Source organism: Paraburkholderia sp. AV2, assembly GCF_054968425.1.
The window spans coordinates 64540-87821 of record NZ_JBANLK010000001.1 but is presented as its reverse complement, the minus strand read 5'-3'; the positions used below and the strand labels follow the sequence as shown (position 1 = coordinate 87821).

18 protein-coding genes, 1 tRNA gene and 1 pseudogene are annotated in these 23282 nt (G+C 67.2%); 9 read left to right on the top strand and 11 right to left on the bottom strand.

From position 1 onward, the window contains the following. The first annotated feature begins 6 nt into the window (after positions 1 to 6). Both V8683_RS00425 and V8683_RS00420 read left to right on the top strand, forming a co-directional pair. Positions 7 to 82: transfer RNA gene (locus tag V8683_RS00425), tRNA-Ala, on the top strand. Positions 83 to 649: 567 nt separating this feature from the next. After that, entirely contained in the window at positions 650 to 943 is a 294-nt protein-coding gene (locus V8683_RS00420) for a hypothetical protein (RefSeq protein ID WP_411187594.1), read from the top strand. A 273-nt stretch (positions 944 to 1216) separates the two neighbouring features. On the opposite strand, the gene V8683_RS00415 is transcribed toward V8683_RS00420, so the two are convergent. After that, positions 1217 to 1480, bottom strand: coding sequence for a DUF4148 domain-containing protein (locus V8683_RS00415; RefSeq protein ID WP_411187592.1), 264 nt, complete (start codon positions 1478 to 1480; stop codon positions 1217 to 1219). A gap of 283 nt (positions 1481 to 1763) precedes the next feature. On the opposite strand from V8683_RS00415, the gene V8683_RS00410 reads away from it, so the two are divergent. The 5 genes from V8683_RS00410 to V8683_RS00390 all read left to right on the top strand — a co-directional run bounded on the left by V8683_RS00410 (position 1764) and on the right by V8683_RS00390 (position 6878). Beyond that, entirely contained in the window at positions 1764 to 2012 is a 249-nt protein-coding gene (locus V8683_RS00410; RefSeq protein ID WP_411187590.1) for a BufA1 family periplasmic bufferin-type metallophore, read from the top strand. Next, positions 2009 to 2884 (top strand): MNIO family bufferin maturase, encoded by an 876-nt coding sequence (gene bufB / locus V8683_RS00405; protein ID WP_411187588.1) that lies wholly within the window; start codon positions 2009 to 2011, stop codon positions 2882 to 2884. Before V8683_RS00410 ends, bufB begins: the two co-directional genes overlap by 4 nt. Then, complete coding sequence (locus V8683_RS00400) at positions 2884 to 3696, top strand: HvfC/BufC family peptide modification chaperone (RefSeq protein ID WP_411187587.1); 813 nt, start codon at positions 2884 to 2886, stop codon at positions 3694 to 3696. The genes bufB and V8683_RS00400 overlap by 1 nt, the downstream gene beginning before the upstream one ends. Continuing rightward, positions 3690 to 5195, top strand: coding sequence for a sensor domain-containing diguanylate cyclase (locus tag V8683_RS00395; protein WP_411187585.1), 1506 nt, complete (start codon positions 3690 to 3692; stop codon positions 5193 to 5195). The genes V8683_RS00400 and V8683_RS00395 overlap by 7 nt, the downstream gene beginning before the upstream one ends. Before the next feature lie 369 nt (positions 5196 to 5564). Continuing rightward, positions 5565 to 6878 (top strand): solute carrier family 23 protein, encoded by a 1314-nt coding sequence (locus V8683_RS00390; RefSeq protein ID WP_411187583.1) that lies wholly within the window; start codon positions 5565 to 5567, stop codon positions 6876 to 6878. Between the two features lie 72 nt (positions 6879 to 6950). Here V8683_RS00390 and V8683_RS00385 read toward each other — a convergent pair whose 3' ends face one another. Further along, entirely contained in the window at positions 6951 to 8618 is a 1668-nt protein-coding gene (locus V8683_RS00385; RefSeq protein WP_411187581.1) for a Na+/H+ antiporter, read from the bottom strand. 362 nt (positions 8619 to 8980) lie between these two features. Here V8683_RS00385 and V8683_RS00380 point away from each other — a divergent pair, with 362 nt between their 5' ends. Beyond that, entirely contained in the window at positions 8981 to 10258 is a 1278-nt protein-coding gene (locus tag V8683_RS00380) for a sensor domain-containing phosphodiesterase (RefSeq protein ID WP_411187579.1), read from the top strand. Positions 10259 to 10346: 88 nt separating this feature from the next. Here V8683_RS00380 and V8683_RS00375 read toward each other — a convergent pair whose 3' ends face one another. The 7 genes and pseudogenes from V8683_RS00375 to V8683_RS00345 form a co-directional block, all read right to left on the bottom strand. Then, positions 10347 to 13988 carry an indolepyruvate ferredoxin oxidoreductase family protein gene (locus V8683_RS00375; RefSeq protein ID WP_411187577.1) on the bottom strand — a complete coding sequence of 1214 codons (3642 nt, stop codon included), beginning with the start codon at positions 13986 to 13988 and terminating at the stop codon, positions 10347 to 10349. A 198-nt stretch (positions 13989 to 14186) separates the two neighbouring features. Then, entirely contained in the window at positions 14187 to 15152 is a 966-nt protein-coding gene (locus V8683_RS00370) for an ion channel (protein ID WP_411187575.1), read from the bottom strand. Between the two features lie 118 nt (positions 15153 to 15270). Beyond that, on the bottom strand, positions 15271 to 15516 hold the full coding sequence (locus tag V8683_RS00365; RefSeq protein WP_411187573.1) for a hypothetical protein: 246 nt from the start codon (positions 15514 to 15516) through the stop codon (positions 15271 to 15273). A gap of 58 nt (positions 15517 to 15574) precedes the next feature. Next, complete coding sequence (locus tag V8683_RS00360) at positions 15575 to 15796, bottom strand: hypothetical protein (RefSeq protein WP_411187572.1); 222 nt, start codon at positions 15794 to 15796, stop codon at positions 15575 to 15577. 164 nt (positions 15797 to 15960) lie between these two features. Continuing rightward, positions 15961 to 16926, bottom strand: a complete 966-nt coding sequence (locus V8683_RS00355; protein ID WP_411187570.1) for a carbohydrate kinase family protein — start codon at positions 16924 to 16926, stop codon at positions 15961 to 15963. After that, positions 16923 to 18269 carry an AGE family epimerase/isomerase gene (locus V8683_RS00350; RefSeq protein WP_411187568.1) on the bottom strand — a complete coding sequence of 449 codons (1347 nt, stop codon included), beginning with the start codon at positions 18267 to 18269 and terminating at the stop codon, positions 16923 to 16925. Before V8683_RS00350 ends, V8683_RS00355 begins: the two co-directional genes overlap by 4 nt. A 217-nt stretch (positions 18270 to 18486) precedes the next feature. Further along, positions 18487 to 19461, bottom strand: a pseudogene (locus V8683_RS00345) (LacI family DNA-binding transcriptional regulator); the annotation flags it as partial. A gap of 229 nt (positions 19462 to 19690) precedes the next feature. On the opposite strand from V8683_RS00345, the gene V8683_RS00340 reads away from it, so the two are divergent. After that, positions 19691 to 19846, top strand: coding sequence for a DUF3309 family protein (locus tag V8683_RS00340; protein ID WP_411187566.1), 156 nt, complete (start codon positions 19691 to 19693; stop codon positions 19844 to 19846). A 42-nt stretch (positions 19847 to 19888) separates the two neighbouring features. Here V8683_RS00340 and V8683_RS00335 read toward each other — a convergent pair whose 3' ends face one another. After that, positions 19889 to 21727 (bottom strand): EAL domain-containing protein, encoded by a 1839-nt coding sequence (locus tag V8683_RS00335; protein ID WP_411187564.1) that lies wholly within the window; start codon positions 21725 to 21727, stop codon positions 19889 to 19891. A 114-nt stretch (positions 21728 to 21841) separates the two neighbouring features. After that, positions 21842 to 22912, bottom strand: a complete 1071-nt coding sequence (locus V8683_RS00330; protein ID WP_411187562.1) for a bile acid:sodium symporter family protein — start codon at positions 22910 to 22912, stop codon at positions 21842 to 21844. Positions 22913 to 23282 lie beyond the last annotated feature (370 nt).

Sequence of the window (23282 nt, the reverse complement as noted above, 5' to 3'; positions counted from 1 at the left end):
TTCGTTGGGGCGGTAGCTCAGCTGGGAGAGCGTCGCGTTCGCAATGCGAAGGTCGGGAGTTCGATCCTCCTCCGCTCCACCAAAAATTTCAATAAAAACAACGCACTACGTCTTGCGATGTAGTGCGTTGTTTTGCATTCTGGCGCAGGTTTTTGCACATCACGTGTGGCAAATTTGTGGCGCTAATTCAACTTCGACCCCGCGTGGGTAATTGGTAGAAATCACGCCACGACTCTACTGGGACCGCAGCGAGCGTGAGAGTCAACCTTGCGGCATCCCCCAAGCTGGAAAAGGGTTCTGATCGTCCGTAACCTTCTGAATTCTTGGTAGGCGTGAGTATTCGAGCGCGCGGCCTACTGCGCTTGTTACCAATGCTTCCCGATCTCAACCAACCCTAAACATTGGGTGTCCGGACACGGCATGTCACGATTCCTACACCGCGTGGTTTGCCGCTAGGGTCGTTGTTTTACGCCTTTGGGATCGGGCGTCTGCCGGAGACCATCCCCTTGCTCGCTCGTCGGGCGGTACCCCCAACAAACCCGCCACCCACGCCCCCATCACCTAAACTTCCCGGAAGGAGCGGCCCGGCCGATAACCCACCGCCGGGCCCACACCGCCGCCGCCCACCCCGCGGCAAACGGAGGCCGCCATGACCGGTCCGCAAGCATCGACCCAAAAGTTCGACTACGAAGGTTTCGAGATCCACGTCGCGCCGGCCCAGGCGGACGATGGCGGCAACCGCTACACGTACACGGCCTATGTCTGCCACCCAGGCGCGGATGCGGCCATGCCGGGCCACGCGGTGTCGTTCCACGCCGATTTCGGCGACACGTTCCGCAGCGAGCAGGACGCCGTCGAGGAAGCCGTCCATGTTGGCCACAGTATCGTGGACGGCACGCATCCCGATCTCTCGGTGCTCTCGCTGGTGACGCACGGCTTCTGAGCCGGTGCGTACAGGAGAAGGAAAAGGAAAAAGGCCCGGGCGAATCGGGGCGATCCGTCCGGGCAAGCTGCCGGGAGTCCGGCAGCGGAGGTATCTGTGCGCGCGGCGGGCGTGTAGCCCCTGGCAGAAATGACAACGGGTCCGCTCTCGATATCGAACTGGAGAGCGGACCTGTTCCGACAATCTTCACGCGGTCAGGCCGCGAGCGTCGCGCAAAGGCTGGCCCTTCGCGCGGATAGCGATTGCCGGCGCGCAATGCGTCGGCTTTAGACCTTAATGGCTGCCCGCTTGCGACGAACCGCTCGTCGAGGCGCCATACGCCGTGTTTTGCTGCGCCGCAACGCGCGCCTCGGCGGCCTGCATGTCTTCCGGGTAGTACGGGCTCGAACGGTCCGGGCGATAGCCGGCTTGTTCGAGCTGGACGAGTTGCGCGCGAACTTCGGCACGCGTGAGCGGCTGCTGGCTTTGCTGGGCGAACGAGAGTGCCGGCGCGGCGAGAACGGTTGCGGCGAGAGCGGCAGCGATCAGGGTCTTCATGGTATTTACCTCCGAAATTATGTTTCGGTCCGTAGCAATCGCATGGCTCGAACCGTTGCGAGCACTTTATTGCGCTGCACTCCAAAGAAAAATAGTGCAATGCAGCAAACATCGTTACCAGATTCGAGATAATTCCGGGGAGATCGCGTTCCGGGCATGGCGAAGAAGCCCGCGGAATCCACGCTGCCGGTCCGCCCGCCGCGCTGTGGGGCAAAATAGTGCGCACGGGTTGCACACAACGCTCGCGGCCCGCATGAAACACGATCAATCGAGGAGCTTTCCCATGAAGAACAGTCTCAACCGTCAGGCTCTGATCGCTGCCGCGCTGGCGGGGCTTGCCACGGCGGGCGTCGCGCACGCGGACGACAAGGTGAATTGCTACGGCGTGGCGAAGGCCGGGCAGAACGACTGCGCGAGCAAGACCGGCGTGCACGACTGCGCGGGCCAGGCGAAGGTCGACAACGACAAGGGCGACTTCAAGGCCCTGCCGAAGGGCACCTGCGAGAAGCTCGGCGGCACGCCGGAAAAATGAACGCCGGCAGCGGCGGCGCGCCGCGCGCCGCGCGTGTCCCAGCGGGCGTCGGCATCGGGCTGCGCCATGCGCATTACGGTGAGTTCCTCGCCGCCACGCCCGCGGTGGACTGGGTCGAGGTACACAGCGAGAACTACTTCGGCGAGGGCGGCTACGATCTGCATGTGCTGGAGACAGTGCGGCGCGATCTGCCGGTGAGCCTGCACGGCGTGGGCCTCGGGCTCGGTTCGGCCGTACCGCTCGATACGGTGCATCTCGCGCGGCTCAGGCGTCTTTGCGAGCGCATCGAACCGGCCGTCGTCTCCGAGCATCTGTGTTGGGGCGCGACGCGCGATGGCGCGTGGCACGATCTGCTGCCGATGCCATTGAGCGAGGCATCGCTCGATCACCTCTGTGCGCGGGTCGCGCAGATGCAGGACGTATTGCGCCAGCCCGTGCTGATCGAAAACGTTTCGGCCTACGTAAGGTTTCGTGAGGATACGCTCGGCGAGACCGCATTTCTCGCCGAGCTTGCACGCCGCACCGGCTGCGGCGTGCTGCTGGATGTGAACAATCTCTACGTCAACCAGTGCAATCATGGCGAAGACGCGCTCGCGGCCATCCGCGCGCTGCCGGCGGAGGTCGTGGGCGAGATCCATCTCGCGGGGCATCGCGTGACGTCGGTCGCCGTTATCGACGATCATGGCTCGCGTGTCGCACCCGCCGTGTGGTTGCTGTACGAGGCCGCCCTGCAGCGTTTCGGCGCGGTGCCCACGTTGATCGAATGGGACACGGCGATTCCGCCCCTCGACGTGCTGCTCGACGAGGCACATCGCGCGCGCGGACGCATGGCGGCGCCCGCCGACAGCGGCAAGCAAGCGGAGGCTCAGTGATGCCGCAGCCGGAAATGCTGGAATCGCTACAGAAGGCCTTCGCCGCTTCACTCGACGATCCGGCCGCCGACGCGGCGCTCGCCGCACATCTCCAGTTCTCCTTAAATTCGGGCGATGCGGGGGAGCGGCATCTGCGCGAGCGTATCGGCCTGTATCGCGGCAATGTGCGAGCGGCGCGCCATCGCGCACTGGCAAATGCCTGGCCCGTGCTGGCGGCGCTGGGCGGCGAAGCCTGGTTCGAGGCGCTCGCGTTGGCCTATGCGCGGGCGCATCCCGCGCACGATGCCGATCTCAACCGTTTCGGCGCAGCGCTGCCGGCGTTCGTCGAGCACTACGAGACCGATCCGCGCTATGCCTGCTTCGGCGACATCGCGCGGCTCGAATGGGCGTTGCACGTCGCAACGTTCGCGGCGAACTCCACGCCGCTCACCGTGCAGCAATGGCATGAGCCTGGCGCGGACCGCCTTGCCTCGGCGCGTCTTGAAGTACATCCCGCCTGCTCGGCGCTGGCCTCGCCGTATGCCGTCGATGCGATCTGGCGTGCGCACCAGCCGAATGGCGGCGCGTGGCCCGAGCGGGTCGATACGCCGTCGTGGTCGCTCGTCGTGCGACCGCAATGGCCTCCGATGCTGCTGACGCATACCGAAGCGGCCCATCTGGCATTTGCCGCGATCCAGCGCGGCGCAACGCTCGACGAGGCCCTGGACGTGGCCTTCGCCGCCGATCCCGGTTTCGATTTCCCGAGCCAGTGGCGCGTCTGGATCGAGTCCGGCGCCATCGTGGGGCTGCGCGATCGGGCCACGCCATGCTGACGCGCCGTCCGAACCTCGTGCTCGCCGTCGCCGTCGCGCTCTGCGCCTTCGTGACCCTGGTCGCCGCCTGGGTCATGGCGCAGATGCGCCACGACGCGCTCGTCACCGCGCGCGCCGCGACGTACAACATGGCGCTGCTGTTCGAGCGCGACGCCGCGCGCAATCTGGAGGTGTACGACCTCTCGCTGCAAGCCGTCATCGACGGTCTCGACGACCCGCGCCTCGCCGCGCTACCGGCCGATATTCGCCAGAACATGCTGTTCGACCGCTCGACGACGGCGAAGAACCTGGGTGCGATCCTCGTGACCAACGCTGCCGGCGACGTCGTCTTCGATTCGCGCTACGCGACGCCGCACACGCTCAATGTGGCCAACCGCGACTATTTCATCGTGCAGCGCGACTCGCCGTACGGGGGCCTGTACGTGAGCCATCCCTTCGTTCCGCACGACGGGCCGCCGGACGCGACGATCGGCCTGAGCCGCCGCCGCTCGAATCCCGATGGTTCGTTCGCGGGCATCGTGGTCGGGGCCATGCGCCTCGACTATTTCCGGCATCTGTTCAGCGGTGTCGATCTCGGCACGGAGGGCACGCTCGTGCTCACGCTCGCGGACGGCACCCTGCTCATGCGCCGGCCCTACGACCCGAAGCTGATTGGCGCCGATCAGTCCGCCACGGTCCCGTTCCAGCGCTACGGCCATGCCGATTCGGGCGGTTTCTTCGCGAACGGTCCGGTGGACGGCGTGCGGCGCTGGTACGCGTTCCGCCGCGTGCCAGGTTATCCGCTGGTGTTCAGCGTCGCGCTGGCCGCGCACGACATCTACCGCGAATGGCGCGTGCGCGCCTGGATCATCGGGGCGCTGGCGGGCGTGCTGGACGTCGCGCTGATCGCGCTCGGGGTGATGCTCACGCGGCAGTTGCGGCAGCGCGGCCAGCTTGAGCGGGAACTGCGCGAGCAGGCGGGCACCGATCCGCTCACCTCGCTCGCCAACCGCCGGGCGTTCGAGGCGCGCGCCGACAGCGAGTGGCTACGCGCGCGCCGCACCGGCAATCCGCTCGCGCTGATGATGCTCGACGTGGACCGCTTCAAGCTCTACAACGACCGCTACGGCCACCTCGCGGGCGACGGGGCGCTGGCTTCGGTGGCGCACGCGGCAGGCGCGCATGCGCGGCGCCCGGGCGACTGCGCGGCGCGCTATGGCGGCGAGGAGTTCGTGCTGATGCTGCCCGACACCGACGAAACCCACGGGAGGGAGGTGGCCGAGCGGGTGCGCGCGGCGATCGAGGCGCTGGCAATGCCGCACGAGGGCAGCCCCATCGGCGTCCTGACGGTGAGCGTGGGCGTGGCGAGCACGGCGGCGGGCGGGTTCGGCTCCTGGCGCGATCTCGTCGAAGCGGCGGATGCCGCGCTCTATGCGGCCAAGGGCGCCGGCCGCAATCGCGTGATGGCCTGGCAGCCCGACATGGCGGACGGCGCGCAGGGGGCTGGCGTGGCGCGCTGAGGCGGCCCATATTGCCCGGCAGTTGCCCCCGGGCGGGCGGGAGCGGCAAGAACAGCGGCCAAAAAAAACCGCTCAAGCCGGTAGGCATGAGCGGGAAGTCGGAGAGTTTACAGCTTCTGCATGAACTGTCATGGGGTCACGCAGCAATAAGCAGTCTATCGGCCAAGCCGGCCGACAGATATCAGACTAAGACGAATTCTTGACCGGCATCCTGGTGGTGTGCGTGTTCGCCGCAGCTTGCCAGGCAGTTTGCGGCTCCGTACACTCGCGCCTGATTTCCATCCGGGGTGTCCGGCGCCGCGCGGGCGCTTCGGCGACACCTCCCCAGACAATCGGAAACAGAACACGCCGCCAAGAGGAGCCCTCCCGATGTCCGATTCCTATTTCCCCCGCTGGCGCCTGCAGTCGAGCGGCGCCCAAAGTGCCGGTGGCGTTGTCGCCACCGACGAGCGCCTGGCCTGGCCGCAGATGGTCGCGATGGGCGTGCAGCACGTCGTGGCGATGTTCGGCTCGACCGTGCTCGCGCCGCTGCTCATGGGCTTCGATCCGAACCTGTGCATCTTCATGTCGGGTATCGGCACGCTGCTGTTTTTCGCCGTGGTGGGCGGGCGCGTGCCGAGCTATCTCGGTTCGAGTTTCGCCTTCATCGGGCTCGTGATCGCGGTGACGGGCTATAGCGGCCACGGGCCGAACCCGGACATTCCGGTCGCGCTCGGCGGCATCATCGCGTGCGGCGTGGTCTACGCGGTGATCGGCCTGATCGTCTCGGCCGTCGGCACGAAGTGGATCGAAACGCTGATGCCGCCTGTTGTCACCGGCGCGATCGTCTGCGTGATCGGTCTGAACCTCGCGCCTATCGCGGTGAAGGGCGTGAGCGGCTCGCAGTTCGATGCGTGGATGGCGCTCGTCACCGTGCTCTGCGTGGGCGCGGTGGCGGTCTTCACGCGCGGCATGCTGCAGCGCCTGCTGATTCTCGTCGGCCTCCTGATCGCCTACGCGATCTACGCGATCGTCACCAACGGCATGGGCCTCGGCAAGCCGATCGACTTCTCGATCGTCGCCAACGCGGCATGGTTCGGTCTGCCGAAGTTCGGCGCGCCGGTCTTCGACGTGCACGCCATGGCGCTGCTCGTGCCGATCGCGGTGATCCTCGTCGCCGAGAATCTCGGCCACATCAAGGCCGTTTCCGCGATGACGGGCACGAACCTCGACCGCTACATCGGCCGCGCGTTCATTGGCGACGGTATTGCCACCGTCGTTTCGGGCTTTGTCGGCGGCACGGGCGTCACGACCTACGCGGAGAACATCGGCGTGATGGCCGTCACGCGCATCTATTCGACGCTCGTATTTGCCATGGCCGCGCTGATCGCGATCGTGCTCGGCTTTTCGCCGAAGTTCGGCGCCGTGATCCAGACGATTCCGGGCCCGGTGCTGGGCGGCGTGTCGATAGTCGTGTTCGGCCTCATTGCCGTGACCGGCGCGCGCATCTGGGTCGTCAACAAGGTGGACTTCTCCGACAACCGCAACCTCATCGTCGCCGCCGTCACGCTCGTGCTCGGTGCGGGCGACTTCTCGCTCAAGCTCGGCGGCTTTGGCCTCGGCGGCATCGGCACGGCCACCTTCGGCGCGATCATTCTCTACGCGCTTTTGCGCCGCAAGCCGGCGCAGCAGGCCGCTGTTTGAGGCCACGCTGCGCTGTGCCGCGTCGCGGGTCACACCGCTTCGCTTCGCATACCCAGGCACCCCAGGCGCGGTTCAGCCGCGCCCGCGTCTGCGCGTAGTCATCGCCGTCTCGGAGAGATCCACCTCGCGCACCAGCTTGTTCATCGTTTCGTCGTTGATCTTCTGCTGGTTGCGCAGGGCGAGCAGCGTCGCGCGTTCGGCGCGCATGGCGGCGAGGCGCATGCGCACCTCCAGCGCTTCGCCGCGGCGTGCGTGCTGGCTGCGGTCGCGGTCGGAGTCGAGCGTCGCAATGCGCCGCCGGTAGATGTCCATCACGCGCGCCGTCGTGTCGGCGGCGTAGGCGGCATCCGATTCGTCGAGCTGCTCGCTGACTTCGTCGTGCAGGGCGTCGATGGCGCGGATGGCCGCCTGCGCGGCCTGCACGCGCGCGGCGCGCTCCTCGGCCGCATGCGGCGGCACGCCGGCGCGGCCCACGCTGCGCAACAGCAGCGGCAGGCCCACGATGGCCACGAGCAGCGAGGCGAGAATCACGCCCGTCGCGATGAAGATGGCCGTGTCGCGTCCGGGCAGCGCGCTGCCGTCGGCAAGCGCCACGGGCAGCGAGAGCACGCCGGCGAGCGTGACGGCGCCGCGCACGCCCGCCACGGTCGTGATCGCGACCGTGCGCAGCCCCGGCACGGCGCTCGCCATGCCGCGACGCGCCGCGTTGCGGCTCGCCACCCAGCGCAGCAGCCAGACCCACACGAAACGCATGGCGTAGAGCGCCGCGAGCACCGCGGCGACATAGCCGATCAGCAGCAGCATCTGCGCGTTGCTCGTGTGATGCGCATCGAGCAGCGCCTTGCCGAGAATGCCCGGAAACTGCAGGCCGAGCAGCGTGAACACCATGCCGTTGAAGACGAATTCGATCATCGTCCAGGTGCTCGCCGCGCGCACGCGCGCCGAGACGGGCCCCATGTGGGCGACGCTCGTGTAGTTCATCATCATCCCCGCCGCGACGGCCGCGAGCACGCCCGAGCATTCCATATGCTCGGCGAAGAGATAGGCCGCGAACGGAATCAGCAGCGTCATCACGACGCCGGGCGCGGGGTCGCCATCGTCGGTGACATTGAGAAAGCGCGCCGACACGAAGCTGAAAATCCAGCCGATCGCGGCGCCCACCGCGAGCCCGCCCGCCGCGATCACGACGAAGCTCAGCGCGGCCGCATGCAGCGAGAAATAACCGGTGAGCGCGGCGGCCACGGCAAATTTGAGCGCGACGAGGCCCGACGCGTCGTTCATCAGCGCTTCGCCTTCGAGGATGTGCATGAGTTGCGCGGGCAGCCGGTCCTTGCCGGCGATGGCGGAGAGCGCGACGGCGTCGGTGGGCGAGAGCACGGCCGCGAGCGCGAACGCGACGGGCAGCGAGACCTGCGGCACGAGCCAGTGCACGAAATAGCCCACGGCGACCACGGTGAAGAGCACGAGGCCCAGCGCGAGCGTGAGGATCGCGCGGCGCTGCAGGAAGAACTCGCGCTTGGGGATGCGCCAGCCGTCCGCGAACAGCAGCGGCGGGATGAACAGCGCCATGAAGATATCGGGGTCGAACGTGACGTGCGGGTTCACGCGCGGAAACGTGAGCAGTGCGCCAATGCCGATCTGCACGAGCGGCAGCGGCAATTTAACGGGCAAAAGACGCACGACGACGCCCGAAAGCGCCACCGCCAGGAGCAGAATGAGAACGGTGAAAAGGATTTCCATCGATTGGGCGAAGACGGGGATGCCGATGCGTCCCCTTGATGCGGAAAGGTTGGCGGAAGCGGCCGGTGGGCCGGCCAGGTCGGGACAGTTTAGCCCGAGGGGGCGGACGGATGCCGCGAAGCGGTAGCGGCGAGGCAGCGCATCACGTGCACAGTTCCGGTGCATATGCTGCGCGCTCGATGCCCGTTCGCGAGGCATGCGGCGTGTTCCTTACCTGCATTCCGATGTGCGTCACATCGGAGTGCGAGCGAGCACGGACCTTGCTTTCCCGCTGCGTGTGACGCAATGAACCGGCCCCGGCGGCCATCTCCGCGCGAGCGCCTCGCGCTAACGCCGGCGCCGGTCTCGCGCGAGAGGAAGGCATGACCACAGAGCAACAGGACAGAACGGCCGCCGCACCGCACGGCTTCAGCATGAGCGTCGCTTCGGGGTTGGAGCGCTACAGCGCGCAACACGGCGACCTCACGCTGACGAGCGTGTTCCAGCCGGTTTTCAGCCTCTCGCACATGCGGGCGATCGGTTACGAAGGACTGCTGCGCGCGCACGACGCGCTCGACCGCCCCATTTCGCCAATCGACGTATTCGGCGAAGCGGCGCGCGTGGGCGAGACGCTGCAACTGGATCGCCTCGCGCAAGGGCTGCATATCGAGAACTTCAAGCTGCTCGGCGCCGAGCGCGAATGGCTCTTCCTCAACGTGCATCCCGGCACGCTGATCGAGCCGTATCACACGGCGGCGCTGCTCGCGAACCTGCGGCGGCTCGACTTGCCGCCGCGGCGCATCGTGCTCGAAGTGCTCGAAGAAGAGGCCGCCGACCTCGACCAGCTCGCGCAGGCCGCGGCCTCGTTTCGCGAGCGCGGCTTTCTCGTGGCGCTCGACGACTTCGGCGCGGGCCACGTCGATATCGGCCGCGTGTGGCAGCTCAATCCCGACATCGTCAAGCTCGACCGCATCATGCTGCTGCACGCGGCGCATCGCGCGGACATGGCGGCGACGCTGCCCGCGCTCGTCGAGTTATTGCACGAGGCGGGCAAGCTTGTGCTGATCGAAGGCGTGGAGACGGAGCAGGAGGCGCAGCTCGCGCTGTCGTGCAACGCGGATTTCGCGCAGGGCTTTTTCTTCGCGCGGCCCGCGCCGGGGCTCACCGATGCATCGCACGCGCAGTCCGTGATCGCCGAGGCGACCGAGCGCTTTCGCACGCAGACCGAGCAGCGCGAGCGCAGCTCGGCAAGCCGGCTCGCGCCCTATGTGCGCGCCTTCGAGCGCGCGGCGGAGCGGCTTGGCGCCGGCGAGCCGCTGGAGGAGGTGTGCTGGAATTTTCTCGGGCTCGATTACGCGGCGCGCTGCTATCTGCTCGATGCGAACGGACGGCAGGCGGGGCGCAACGTCGTGCTGCGCGTCGACCGTGCGCAGCACGATGCGCGCTTTCTGCCGCTGGACGACGCGCAGGGGGCGAACTGGCTCAGGCGTCCTTACTTTCGTGCCGCGCTGACCGGGCCGGGGCGCGTGCACGTTACGGCGCCTTATCTGTCGATCAACGAGGCGTTGCCGTGCGTGACGCTTTCGATGGCCGTGCACGTGGGCGACAGGCTGTGTGTGTTGTGCGGGGACGTGGACTGGCTTTCGGATGAGCCACGGTGAACGTCTGGGCGTACGCTGGCTGAGCTGAAAATGAAAGGGGCGGCCCTCCGGCAGCCCCTTGTGCTTCCCTGCGCTTACGTCGCGCGCATCACTTCGCCACGACCACAGGGATCCCGCGCAGCGCTCCCGCACCCTTAAACGACTCGACAGCCTCCTGCACCACGGCGCTCGTTTTTGCCTCAAGCTTCAACCGCGCCGTCAGTTCGCGTTCGCTGCGCTTCACGGCCGCGAGGTTCGCAAGCTCCACGTGGCCGTAGCCGCGCACGCGCTGATACAGACCCGCGAGCCTCGCGATGTCATCCGCCGTTTCCGCATCGATGTGGGAGAGCGCGCCGCGCATCGTGGCTTCGTAGTCGTCGGCGAGTGCGCGCTCCATGCGGCGCTCCAGCGTCCTGCCGAACGGATCGAGCCACGTGCCGCGCAGGCCGCGGCCCTTCGAGAGCAGCCCGAGCGCTTTCCACATCCACTGACCGAACTGCATCTTGCGTGGCGCTTCTGAAAACTGCGCACCATGCTTTGCGCGCGCAACAAGCGGCGGCGCCATGTTGAACTTCACCGTGAAGTCGCGGCCCGCCGTGCCTTCGAACTGCGCTTCGAGCGCGGCGCGGAACGCGGGATCGGTGTGCAGCCGCGCGACTTCGTATTCGTCCTTCACTGCCAGCAGGCGATAGAACGTCGTCGCGACGGCGCGCGTGAGCACCTTGTCTTCCCGCTTGTCCGCGGCGCGGGCCGCATCGACGAGTACGCGGTAACGCTTCGCATAGGCCGCGCCGCCATAGGCGACGAGACGTGCTTCACGGTCGGCGATCAGCTCGTCGAGCGTCTGCGTGAACTTCGGCGCGTTGAGCTGCTTACGCGCGGCGTCGAGCGATTCGAGCGCGGCGGGGTCGGCGGCCGCGAGGCGGCCGATCGAGAACGCCATCAGGTTCGCCTGCACGGCCACGTTGTTGAGCTCGATCGCGCGCGTGAGCGCCGCGAGCGAGACCGGCACGAGGCCGAGCTGCCACGCGAAGCCGAGCATCACGATGTTCGCGCCGATCGTGTCGCCCAGGAAGCGTTGCGCGAGCGCCTGGGCATCGCACGTCGAAAGCGGATCTTGCGTCGTCGCGGCACCGTTCGTGGCCGCGTGACGCATCTTCGCGAGCAGCGCGTCCGCGTGCAGGTTCGCTTCGGGGTTCTGTACGAACGACGCATTCGGAATCTCGTGCGTATTCACGACAATGCGCGTGCGGTCGTGGCGCACGGTCTGCAGCGCATCGGCGCCCGCGCCCACCACCATGTCGCAGGCGAGCAGCAGGTCGGCCTGCTGCGTGTCGATGCGTACCTGGTTGAGCAGCGCGTCGGTGGCGGCGAAGCGCACGAACGAGAGCACCGAGCCGCCCTTCTGCGCGAAACCCATGAAGTCGAGCACGGAGGCGCTCTTGCCTTCCAGGTGCGCGGCCATGCTGATGAGCGCGCCCACCGTCACGACGCCGGTGCCGCCCACGCCGGTCACGAGAATGTCGTAGGGCGCGTTGTCCAGATGCGTTTGCGGCACGGGCAGCGCGGCGACGCGCGCGGCGAGCGTCTGCGGATCGAACGCGGCGCCCGCGGCCTTCTTCAGCTTGCCACCTTCGATCGTCACGAAGCTCGGGCAGAAGCCGTTCACGCACGAGTAGTCCTTGTTGCACGACGACTGGTCGATGCGGCGCTTGCGGCCGAGTTCGGTCTCGATGGGCTCCACCGAAAGGCAGTTCGACTGCACGCCGCAGTCGCCGCAACCTTCGCAGACGGCCTCGTTGATGAAGAGCCGCTTGTCCGGGTCGGGGAATTCGCCTTTCTTGCGGCGGCGGCGTTTTTCGGCGGCGCAGGTCTGGTCGTAGATCAGCACGGTCACGCCCGGCGTGTCGCGCAGTTCGCGCTGCACCGTATCGAGCTCGCTGCGATGGTGGAAGGTCGTGCCGTTCGGGAACAGGCCGTGATGGCCGTCGTATTTCTCGGGCTCGTCGCTCACCACCACGAAGCGCGAGACACCTTCGGCTTCCACCTGGCGCGCGATCTGCGGCACCGAGATGCTGCCGTCCACGGGCTGGCCGCCCGTCATCGCGACGGCATCGTTGTAGAGGATCTTGTAGGTGATGTTGGCCTTCGCGGCTACGGCCTGGCGAATCGCAAGGATGCCTGAATGAAAGTACGTGCCGTCGCCCAGGTTCTGGAACACGTGCTTCATGTTCGTGAACATCGAGTGCGCGGCCCAGTCCACGCCTTCGCCGCCCATCTGGATGAGGCCCGTGGTGTCGCGCTCCATCCACGAAGCCATGAAGTGGCAGCCGATGCCGGCTTGCGCGATGGAGCCTTCGGGCACCTTGGTCGAGGTGTTGTGCGGGCAGCCCGAGCAGAAGTAGGGCGTGCGGCGCACGGCGTCGGCCACGTTCGAGAGGATCTGCGGCGCGACGAGATCGACCACGCGCTCGCGGCGGTCCAGTGCCGGCTTGTGCTTCGCGAGCCAGGCCGCGAACACGGGCAGGATGCGCGACGGACGCAGTTCGCCGAGTTCGGAGAGCAGCAGCGTGCCGTTCTCGTCATGCTTGCCCGTGATGACGGGGCGCGCGCCCTCCTTGCGGTTGTACAGGTAGTCCTTGACCTGCTGCTCGATCACGGGGCCTTTTTCCTCGATCACGAGCACGTCCGTGAGGCCCGAGACGAAGGCGTCGATGCGCGACATCTCCAGCGGGAACGAGAGGCCCACCTTGTAGATGCGCACGCCGGCGCGGTCGAGATCTTCGACCGTGATGTCGAGGCGGCGCAGCGTCTCCATCAGGTCCAGGTGGGCCTTGCCGCAGGTGATGATGCCCACGTTCGCATGCGGGCTCGGCGCGATCCACTTGTCGATGCTGTTCGTGCGCGCGAAGTGGCGCACGGCGTCGAGCTTCGCGGCAAGACGCGCTTCGATCGCGAGGCTCGGCAGGTCGGGCCAGCGGTTGTGCAGGCCGCCGGGGGGCGGCGTGAAACCCGCCATGGCCCTATCCGGTGCGTGCCAGTCGGTCCTGATCGCGTCGAGATCGACAGTCGAGCCCGACTCCACGGTCTCCGAAATCGCCTTGAAGCCCACCCAGGCGCCGGAATAGCGCGAGAGCGCCCAGCCGTACAGGCCGAATTCGAGCATGTCGGCCACGTTCGACGGATTCACGACGGGCATGTGCCACGCCATCATCGCGAAGTCGCTCTGGTGCGGCATGGACGACGAAACGCAGCCGTGATCGTCGCCGGCCACCACGAGCACGCCGCCGTGCGGCGACGAGCCGTAGGCGTTGCCGTGCTTGAGCGCGTCGCCGGCGCGATCCACGCCGGGGCCCTTGCCGTACCACATCGCAAAGACGCCTTCGACCGTGCGCTCGGGATCGGCCTCGACACGCTGCGTGCCGAGCACCGCCGTGCCGCCCAGCTCCTCGTTGATGGCGGGCAGGAAGCGCACGCCGGCGGCGTCGAGCAGTTTCTTCGCTTTCCACGCCTGCTGATCGACCATGCCGAGCGGCGAACCGCGATAACCGCTGATGAAGCCCGCGGTGTTCAGGCCGCGCGCGGCGTCGGCGGCGTGCTGCATGAGCGCGAGGCGGATTAGCGCCTGGGTGCCGGTGAGGAAGATGCGGCCGCGCGTGGCGGTGAGGTTGTCGCTCAGGCGGTAGTCGGCGAGCTCGGGCGTCGCGGGCCCGGAAGGGGGCAAGTCGCCGAACGCGGGGCGGGCGGTCATGGGGGGAGTCTCCGTTTTAGTGCTTCAACGCGCCCGGTGTCGGAACGCGTCGAAAGAGACTCTATTTTTTCGCGCCAATGACGGAAATTTTTTGCTAACTACCCCGGTGGACAGACTCGTTGCGCGAGAAGCCACGCACGGTCCGAATTTTTTGAGATGAATTTTCCGCGGTCGTTCCGCGACTGCGGAAAAGCGCGCTCAGACCAGATTCACGCCGTGCGCCGGAGGACCGTCGTATGGCTCGATGTCGTGAAAATACGAATAGTCCATGTGGCTCACGCCGTCCACCTCGTAGAGCAGATCGACATACCGGTACTGCCAGTGGATCTGGCTATCCGACCACGTGTGCCGGGCCTGCATGGTCTGCGCCGTCGATTCGTCGGAACCCTCGATCATCGCCAGCAGGGACGCACGCTGGCGCGCGAGCGATTCGGGCGTTTCGCCGTAGAGCGGGCTCGATTCGTCGATGATGTGCATCAGGTTCCAGCCGAGCATGAAGATGGGATGCTGGTCGCGCACGAGCTTGAGGTCGTAGATGCGCCGCGCCGTGTAGCCGTCCGACGAGGTTTCGACGCGCATGAGCCGCAGCTTCGCCCCCGCTTCCGCAATCACGTTCTGGCGCGCGTTGGCGGCGCGCACCATCAGCGTCGTGTGGCCGTCGATGGGATGCACGACCACCTCGCGCGCGAACATGATCTTCGCGCGCGGCCGCGAGAAGCGGGCGAACACGAGCCCGGTGGCCAACGCGATGCCCGACATGCCCACGAAGATCTCGAAGGTCGCGACGATGTGGGCGTAGATCGTTTGCGGATGCATGTCGCCATAACCGACCGTGGCGAGCGTTTCGACGCTGAAGAAGAACGCGCCGCCGAAGCCATGCGGAAACTGGTTGGCGATAGGCGTGCGGCCGAGCTGGTAGAGGCAGGCGAAGAGCGCGTTGAGGATCAGGAACAGGGTGGCGAGCGAGGCGAAGAACGTGGGCCAGCGCATCGTGAGCGCAGTGTGGTAGAGGTCGCGCCAGCCCGTGGACGGCATGCCGTACACCATGAACTGGCGCGCGCCGACAAGCAGTTTGCGCGGCGCGCCGCGGAACCCGCCGGTCGGGCCAGTACGTTCTTCGGCGATTTGCTCGGGCGCACTGGGCTGCAACGGCTCGGGCGTCATGTTGGTCTCTTCGGGCTGAAATGGGAAGAAGCGTAGCAATGCCGAAGAGACTGGACAAGCACGGGAAGAGGCTGCGTGCCGTTACGCGCACAGCCGGGGAGCTTCCGTCAGGGGAGCTTCAAGGAAACGTATGCGGCCTCGGTATGCCCGCGCCATGCTCGATATCGGCGATCGCCTGGCGGCGCGCGGCATCGACGGCGTCGGCCGGCGCGCCGAAATCCGCATTGCCGCCGATCGTGATCCACGGCTGCACAGGCTTGTCGCGGTGCGTGATCTGATATTCGGCGTCCCAGCGCGCGCCCTGCAGTTCGAGCGGATGCACGCGGATGGCATAGACGCCGTAGAGAAAGAGCTGATCGGCCATGATCGCCTCCAGCCGGATTACCGGTGAAACTGCCCGACGCTCGGGCGCGGCAGGCGCCTTACAGTTCGAGTTCGCCAAGAATGCGGTGCGCGAGCGCCTTGGCTTCTTCCAGGGCCTCTTCCGGCGTGCCCGATGCGCCATCCACTTCGTAGACCGAGTTCTCGAGTTCCTCGCCGTCGTCGCGCGAGAGCGAGACGAGGCCCTGATACTGCCCGCCGTCCATGGGCCGCACCACCGCAGTTGCCGTGTAGATCCCCTTGGTATAGGTGACGTCTTCCATAGCATGCTCCTCGTGGACGGAAACGCCTTCCCGGCGCGCTGCCCGCGCGGTCGCGCAATGCCAGGGAGGAAATTCCATGCTAGCACGTTGCCCGCGCGGCTGCGGGGCACGCTCGTGACAGTGCGGACCCGTTAGCGGCGCGAGCGGGAGCCTAGGGTGGGCCGCTAGTCCGCGAGCAGCGCGACCACTTCGTCGAGCGTCGGCGAATGCGCGCCCGGCCGCCGGCAGGCCGCCGCGCCCGCGGCGAGCGCGAACGCCAGATGCTGGCGCCACGTGCGCTGCGGCGTGCTCATGAGGCTGAAGAGCAGCCCGCCGATCGATGCGTCGCCGGCGCCCACCGTATCGGCCACTTCGACGCGCGGCGGCGCCGCTTCGATCACTTCGCCGTCGACGGTATGGAGCGAGGCGGCCTGCGCGCCGCGCGTCACGAGCAGCGTGGCGGCCGGATTGAGCGCACGCATGGCCGCGATCGCCTCCGCTTCGCCGTGGTTCGGGAACAGCATGCGCAGGTCTTCGTCGGAGACCTTGATGAGGTCGGCGAGCGAGGCCATGCGGCGCAGGATCGGCTCGTAGCCGTGCGCCATGAGGTTGCGGTAGTTCGGGTCGAAGCTGATCTTCACGCCGGCCGCGCGCAGTTCGGCGGCGAGTGTCGCGAGCGTTTCGCCGAGCGGCTGGCGCACGAGGCTGATGCAGCCGAAGTGCGCCCACTTCGCGTGCGCGCGCCAGCCTTCGGGCAGCTTCGCGGGATCGAACGCGAGGTCGGCGCTCTGCTCGCCGATGAAGTAGTAGGCGGGCGGATGCGTTTGATGAACGATGGCGAGCAGCGGCGGCTGCGCCACGCGCTGCATGAAGCGCATGTCGAGGCCCGCGGCGACGCTCGCGTTCCAGAGTTCGTCGGAGAAATTGTCGGTGCCGAGCGCGCCCACGCATGCCGTGGGCAGGCCGAGCCGCGCGACCGCGCGCGCGACGTTCCAGCCCGCGCCGCCCGGATGCGCGCGCCAGTGCGAATCGCCGTGCGCGGGCGTGCCGTCCGGTGCCGGAACGCGAACGAGATCGGTGAGGATGTCGCCGGCCGACACGAAGGCCGGAAAGCCCGACGAGAAGTCGGGACCCGTGTTGCAGGTACTCATCGCGTAGCTCCTTCTCCTTCCTGCTGGGCGTCTGCCGCGTGCGCGAGCGCCGCGCTGCGGCCGATGGCGGGTGCCATGCCGCGGCCGGGCAATGCGTTGAGCGTTTCGTAGCACGCGCCCATGGTGTGATAGTCGGTCTTGCCGGCGGGGCTCTTTTCGTCGCTGTACTTACGGTTGTCGCACGTGAGGATGCGATACCACGCGCCGTAGCGGTGATCGACGAAGTGCGCCCAGCTATAGCGCCACAGCTCGTCGTACCAGTCCCAGAAGCGCTCGTTGCCCGTGCGCTTGCCGAGCAGCGCGGCCGTGGCGAACGTTTCGGCCTGCACCCAGAAGTATTTGTCGTGATCGCAGACCGTGTAGTCCGGGCCGAAGCCGTAGTAGAGGCCGCCGTGGTCGTTGTCCCACGCGTGCGCCATGGCCGCGTCGAAGAGTTCGATCGCGCGCGGCAGGAGCCACGGCAGCGGACGATGCCGCTCGAGGATCAGCAGGAGCTTCGCCCACTCGGTCTGGTGGCCCGGCTGGAAGCCCCACGGCCGGAAGATGTTCGAGCTGTCCTCTTCGTTGTAGTGCCAGTCCACCGACCAGTCGGCGTGATAGTGCTCCCACACGAGTCCTTGCGAGAGCTTCGCCTGGCGCAGCGTGAGGTTCGAAGCGATGCGCTCCGCGCGGTCGAGATAGACGACGTGGCCGGTCGCCTCGTAGGCGGCGAGCAGCGCCTCGGTGCCGTGCATGTTCGCGTTCTGGCCGCGGTAGCTCGACACGACCCAGTCGGCGCTCGCTTCGTCGGCATAGAGGCCCGCGGCCGCGTCCCAGAAGCGGCGCTCCATGAGCTCGAAGGTCGCGCCGATCATCGGGCGCGCTTCTTCGATGCCCGCCATCGCCGCATGCGAATACGCGAGCAGCACGAAAGCGAGGCCGTAGCAGTGGCGCGTAGCGTCGAGCGTGCGGCTCTTGCCGTCGCGCCAGTCGATCTCCCAGTCATAGCCCTCGTGATGCGGGTCCCAGTGCGCGTCGTGCAGGAACTTCAGGCCGTGGCGCGCGTACTCCAGGTGCTGCGGATCGCCGAACTCGCGATAGGCCATCGCGTAGTTGAAGACGTAACGGCAACTGCTCACGAGGTGCCGCGTGTGCGCGTTGTAGACCGAGCCGTCGTCGCGGAAGAAGTGGCGGAAACCGCCGCTCGGGTCGTACACGTTGGGCGCGTAGAAGCGCAGCGTGTCTTCGACGTGCGAGAGCAGGAACGCGCGGTCGCGGAAGTTCGCGACGCCCGGCGCGGCGCTTTGCGGCTCGTCGGCCTGGGCGGTGGGTTGGTCGGAAACGGGTTCGGTGAGCTTCGTCATGGCTTTCTCATCATGGCTTGAGCGTGGCGATGCCTCGGCGCGGGGTAGCCGCGCGCGAAGTCGGGTAGGCGCCGGCATCGGACTCGGCGGCAGCCGCGGCGGGGTGGGCCGTAGGGGTTTCAGAGGCCGCAGGCGCCGCGGAGGCGGCAGTGCGCGAATGGGTGGGGGTGGCGCGCGAACGGTCGCGTTCCGTCGCGGCGCCGGGGCCGGCCGCGCCCGTCGTGCTGCCGCGCACGATCAACTGCACGGGCAGGCTGAGCTCGTTCGCGTCAGGCGTTTCTTCGAGCAGCAGTTCGACGCCGCGGCGTCCGAGCGCTTCCTTGTCCACCGCGATCGTGGAGAGCGGCGGCGCCGCATGCGCCGCACCCGCGATGTCGTCGAAGCCGACGATCGCGATGTCTGCGGGCACACGCAGGCCGCGCTGCTGGCAGATGCGCATGGCCGCGAGCGCGGCGGCGTCGTTGTAGGCGAACACGGCGTCGGGCGGGGCGTTGCGGGTGGCGTCGAGGAGGCGCTCCATCGCGCGCGCGGCGCCGGAGTCGGGATCGAGACCGGCGTCGATCGTCACTTCGAGCGAGGGATCGAAGAGCAGGCCCGCCTCGAAGAACGCGCGCCGGTAGCCGAGCGCGCGCTGCGCGATGCTGTAGTGCGCGAGCGATCCGCCGATAAAGGCGATGCGCCGGCGTCCCAGCTCGAAGAGGTGATTCATCGCGAGCGCGGCGCCCGCGAGGTTGTCGATGTTGACCGAGCGCAGCCCCGGCGCCCACAGGTCGATCAGCACGAGCGGCCGCCTGAGCGCCACGAGCGCGGCCAGCATTTCGGGCTCGACGAAGCCGGCCACGGCGATCGCATCGGGCGCGTGCAGGCGCAGTTGCTGGACGGTGTCGTCGGCGGGGCCGGCGGTGAGCAGCGCGGGCACGATGCCGTGTTCGCGGCAGGCGTCTTCGACGCCGTGCAGGACGTGCGAGAAAAACGGGCTGGCGGCGAAGTTGTTGTGCTGGCGATGCAGCAGGAACGTGAGGCGGCGAATGCGCGGACGCAACTGGCCGCAGTCGTAGCCCAGCGTGCGCGCAAGTTCGACGATGCGCGCGCGCGTGGCCTCCGAGAGGCCGGGCTGGTTCTTCAGGGCGCGCGAGACGGTGCCGATCGAAACATTGGCGGCCTGCGCGACGTCGCGGATGGTTGTCCCCATGGCTCCTGGTGGCGGCGGCTCGTTGGAGGCTGTCCCGGTATGGTCAGATGTGGGGCGATTGTATAGTAAAAATACCGGGAAACCACCGTCTGAAACGTTGGGATCGTACGGTAAATACCCGTATGCAGGCGAATACACGTAAATTTACATGTTTAGTAAAAAAACTAAACAGATGGGCATGGCGGTTGCGGAGTCGTCTCCACACGGTTCGACCCCAGGGAGACACGCCATGCTCAGCACCATCCTGCTTATCGTCGTGATTCTGCTGTTGATCGGGGCCATCCCGGCCTGGCCGTATAGCCGCACGTGGGGCTACGCGCCGACGGGCACGCTCGGCGTGGTCCTGATCGTCCTGATTGTCCTGTTGCTGATGGGGACGATATGAAGTCGCTCGCGGCGCATGGGCCGCGCGTGCGGGACCGGACGTTCAGCCGGCCGTCGCGGCGCGCTCGCCGTGTTCGGGCAGGAGTGTCGCGGTTTTGTCGGCGTCGATCACCACGAGGCCCGACGCTTCCTGCTTCGCGCGCCGCTTGGCGAGCGCCGCCAGCGACGCGATCCGTTCGCTGTTGTGCTGCGCGCCGCGGCCCGGCGCAACCTGCACGCAGCCGATCGCCATCGTCACGAAGCCGAAGAAGGCCGGGTTGCCGTGGCGGTCCTCGCCGCGAATGCCGCCCGCCAGACGATCCGCCGGCGCGTAATAGCGCAGCGCGCCCTCGTTGAACGCTTCGACGGCGCGCTCGGCACGTTCGCGCCAGGTTTCGCTTTGAAACAAGATCAGGAAGTCGTCGCCGCCCACGTGGCCGAGGAAATCGCGCGTCGGATCGCAGACCTCGGCGAGCACCGTGGCCGCAAACTTCAATACCTCGTCGCCTTGCCAGTAGCCGTACTGATCGTTGAACGGCTTGAACTGGTTCAGATCCACGTAACACGCATAGAAGCCCGCATCGTGCGAGAGCAGGCGTTCGATGTGCGAGCTGATCGGAATGTTGCCGGGCAGGAAGGTGAGCGGATTCGCGTAGCGCGCGGCCTGGATGCGCACCTCGGTCACGGCGCGCACGAGGCTCTCGCCGGTGCCGAGGCCCGCGTAGCGGCTGTTGTCGGTGATCACGAAGCCGTCGGCGAGGTAGCGCTGATCGTCGCTCGCGAGGAGCGTCGCCATCTGCTCGACCGTCATCGACTGCTCGATGAGCACGGGCGAATGGTTCGCGAACTGCAGGCACGCCTTCTTGCCGAACAGCTCGCGATGATAGGGCAGTGCGTAGCGGTCCATGAACGCGCGCCGGTTGATCAGCGCGACCGGCCGCTCGTTTTCGACCACGGCCACCGCGTGCAGGTCGGGCAGGCGGTTGAAGAGTTCGAGCACGTCGTTGTTGGTGGCGCGGCGCGGCAGCGCGGGCGCGTGCACCATCATCTTCGCCGCGGGCGCGCCGCCCGCCTGGGCTCCGGCCGGACGGCGGGCGTGCTCGGGGAATACGGCGATGTGGTCCGCGCGCAGGGCCTCGCGCGTTTCCTGCGCGAGCGTGCGGGCCGGCGTCATGTCGGGGCGGCCGAAGAAGAAGCCCTGTCCGCTGCCGATGCCCATGTCGCGCAGAACGATCAGGTCTGCTTCGTTTTCGATGCCCTCGGCCACGAGCCGTGCGCCGCTTGCCTGCGCGAAGTGCTGCATCGCGCGCACGGCTTCGAATTTGAGCGCGCTGCTGGCGATGTCGTGAATGAAGAAGCGGTCGATCTTCACGACGTCGGGCTGCAGGCGCACCCACAGATTCATGCTCGCGTTCGCGGTGCCGTAGTCGTCGAGCGCGAACTGGGCGCCGGCGGCGCGCAGCACGTCGACGATATGGGTGAATTCGCCGGGATCGTCGATGGCGCTCTGCTCGGTGAGCTCGATCACCACGCGGCGGGCGTCGACCGGACCGTCGAAGAGCGCGGGCGTTTCGCGGCCGGCGTCGGTGATCTGGCGCAGCGCAGCCGCGCTGAAGTTCAGGAACAGCTTGCCATGGCAGCCGAGCCGCGCGAATGCCTCGATGCAGGTGCGCGCGGCGGCGTGCTCCAGCGAAGTCGTGCAGCCTTCCGCGAGCGCCTGGGCAAAGAGGGCCGCCGGTGTTTCGAGCGGCGAACCGGCGGGACCGCGGATCAGACCTTCGTAGCCGAGGATCGCGCCGTCCTCGAAATCGACGATCGGCTGAAAGACGGCGCGCAGATGGCGCCGGCCGATCAGTCCGGCAATGCCGGGTAAGGCGGTGGGGGAGGACGCGCTGGCAGACATGGCAAAGCCGTATTCAGGCGGGGACGTCACCCTTATCGGCAGCGCGCGGGAAGAATTAAGTGAATTTTTAGTGACAAGCCGCAGCGGGCGGCTTGCGGGCAGACGCCACGGGGGCTACTGGCGCGCGCCCGCCTGGCGCTGGGCCGGGGCCGGGCTCCGCTGGTCCGGGCGCGGGTTGGGCCGCGACTCGTCGCCGGCATGCGCATCGCGCTCGTGGCTCAGGTCGCGCGCGCCCCAGCGTTGTGCGAGCGCCGCGCACACCATCAACTGGATCTGGTGGAACAGCATGAGCGGCAGCACGACCGCGCCCACGGCATTCGAGGCGAAGATCACCTTGGCCATCGGCACCCCCGCGGCGAGGCTCTTCTTCGAGCCGCAGAAGATGATCGTGATCTGGTCGGCGCGCGAGAAGCCGAGCTTCTTGCTCGTGAACATCGTGATGCCCAGGGCGAGGGCGAGCAGCACGGCATTCACGACGACGAGGCCGCCGAGCGCGGCAAGCGGAACGTGGTGCCAGAGCCCTTCGTTGACGGCCTCGCTGAACGCGCCGTAGACGACGAGCAGGATCGACCCCTGATCGACGAACTTGAGCACGCCGCGATTGCGCTCGATCCAGCGGCCGATCACGGGACGCAGCAACTGCCCCGCCACGAACGGCACGAGCAGTTGCAGCACGATGTTCCAGACGGTGTGCCAGGCCGAGCCGCCACCCGCGTTCTGGTTCGAGATCACGACGCTCACGAGCGCGGGCGTGATGAAGATGCCGAGCAGGCTGGACGCCGACGCGCTGCACACGGCGGCGGGCACGTTGCCGCGTGCGATCGACGTGAAGGCGATGGACGACTGCACCGTGGAGGGCAGCGTGCAGAGAAACAGCACGCCCGCGTAGAGGGCCGGCGTGACGAGCGGCGAAAGCACGGGCTTGAGCACGAGGCCCAGCACGGGAAAAAGGATGAAGGTGCTGGCCAGCACGAGCAGGTGCAGGCGCCAGTGGGTCGCGCCGGCGACGATCGCTTCGCGCGAGAGCTTCGCGCCGTGCAGGAAGAACAGCAGGCCCACGGCGAAATTGGTGAGCCAGTTGAAGGCGGTGGCGGCCTGGCCGTGCACCGGCAGCAGGCTCGCGAGAATCACGGTGCTGACGAGGCACAGCGTGAAGTTATCGGGCAGAAATTTCGGACGGGCCATCTGACAATCTCGGGAGCGCTTTCGCGCAGTGCGGCGCACGGTTCTGGACGGGGCGCGCCGTTTGATCGGAGTGCCTATTGTCCTCGCAAGCCGATTGAAAAAGCAAATTCATTTGAAGAATCGATTAATGAGCAATGCGCATGAGATGCTCTGCTCAATACGGAGACTGCCGGAGCGATCCGGAACCGAAACCGACGGTTCGGGCAGCGTCCGGCATTCGTTGTACAAGCATCTAACGCGCCCGAAGTGAACCCGGAGCAAACCTGGTTCCAGATGCCCGCCGGACGGCCCTCGGAAGCCGAAAAACCCAGCAGTAACACGGTGTTACAACCCTTCAGGCGGCCTAACACTTTTTGGCTCGACACCCATT

What these genes read in the sequence shown, in the direction of transcription:
- V8683_RS00420 (WP_411187594.1), top strand. Translation starts at nt 650, where the DNA reads ATGACCGGTCCGCAAGCATCGACCCAAAAGTTCGACTACGAAGGTTTC.
- V8683_RS00415 (WP_411187592.1), bottom strand. Translation starts at nt 1,480, where the DNA reads ATGAAGACCCTGATCGCTGCCGCTCTCGCCGCAACCGTTCTCGCCGCG.
- V8683_RS00410 (WP_411187590.1), top strand. Translation starts at nt 1,764, where the DNA reads ATGAAGAACAGTCTCAACCGTCAGGCTCTGATCGCTGCCGCGCTGGCG.
- bufB (WP_411187588.1), top strand. Translation starts at nt 2,009, where the DNA reads ATGAACGCCGGCAGCGGCGGCGCGCCGCGCGCCGCGCGTGTCCCAGCG.
- V8683_RS00400 (WP_411187587.1), top strand. Translation starts at nt 2,884, where the DNA reads ATGCCGCAGCCGGAAATGCTGGAATCGCTACAGAAGGCCTTCGCCGCT.
- V8683_RS00395 (WP_411187585.1), top strand. Translation starts at nt 3,690, where the DNA reads ATGCTGACGCGCCGTCCGAACCTCGTGCTCGCCGTCGCCGTCGCGCTC.
- V8683_RS00390 (WP_411187583.1), top strand. Translation starts at nt 5,565, where the DNA reads ATGTCCGATTCCTATTTCCCCCGCTGGCGCCTGCAGTCGAGCGGCGCC.
- V8683_RS00385 (WP_411187581.1), bottom strand. Translation starts at nt 8,618, where the DNA reads ATGGAAATCCTTTTCACCGTTCTCATTCTGCTCCTGGCGGTGGCGCTT.
- V8683_RS00380 (WP_411187579.1), top strand. Translation starts at nt 8,981, where the DNA reads ATGACCACAGAGCAACAGGACAGAACGGCCGCCGCACCGCACGGCTTC.
- V8683_RS00375 (WP_411187577.1), bottom strand. Translation starts at nt 13,988, where the DNA reads ATGACCGCCCGCCCCGCGTTCGGCGACTTGCCCCCTTCCGGGCCCGCG.
- V8683_RS00370 (WP_411187575.1), bottom strand. Translation starts at nt 15,152, where the DNA reads ATGACGCCCGAGCCGTTGCAGCCCAGTGCGCCCGAGCAAATCGCCGAA.
- V8683_RS00365 (WP_411187573.1), bottom strand. Translation starts at nt 15,516, where the DNA reads ATGGCCGATCAGCTCTTTCTCTACGGCGTCTATGCCATCCGCGTGCAT.
- V8683_RS00360 (WP_411187572.1), bottom strand. Translation starts at nt 15,796, where the DNA reads ATGGAAGACGTCACCTATACCAAGGGGATCTACACGGCAACTGCGGTG.
- V8683_RS00355 (WP_411187570.1), bottom strand. Translation starts at nt 16,926, where the DNA reads ATGAGTACCTGCAACACGGGTCCCGACTTCTCGTCGGGCTTTCCGGCC.
- V8683_RS00350 (WP_411187568.1), bottom strand. Translation starts at nt 18,269, where the DNA reads ATGACGAAGCTCACCGAACCCGTTTCCGACCAACCCACCGCCCAGGCC.
- V8683_RS00340 (WP_411187566.1), top strand. Translation starts at nt 19,691, where the DNA reads ATGCTCAGCACCATCCTGCTTATCGTCGTGATTCTGCTGTTGATCGGG.
- V8683_RS00335 (WP_411187564.1), bottom strand. Translation starts at nt 21,727, where the DNA reads ATGTCTGCCAGCGCGTCCTCCCCCACCGCCTTACCCGGCATTGCCGGA.
- V8683_RS00330 (WP_411187562.1), bottom strand. Translation starts at nt 22,912, where the DNA reads ATGGCCCGTCCGAAATTTCTGCCCGATAACTTCACGCTGTGCCTCGTC.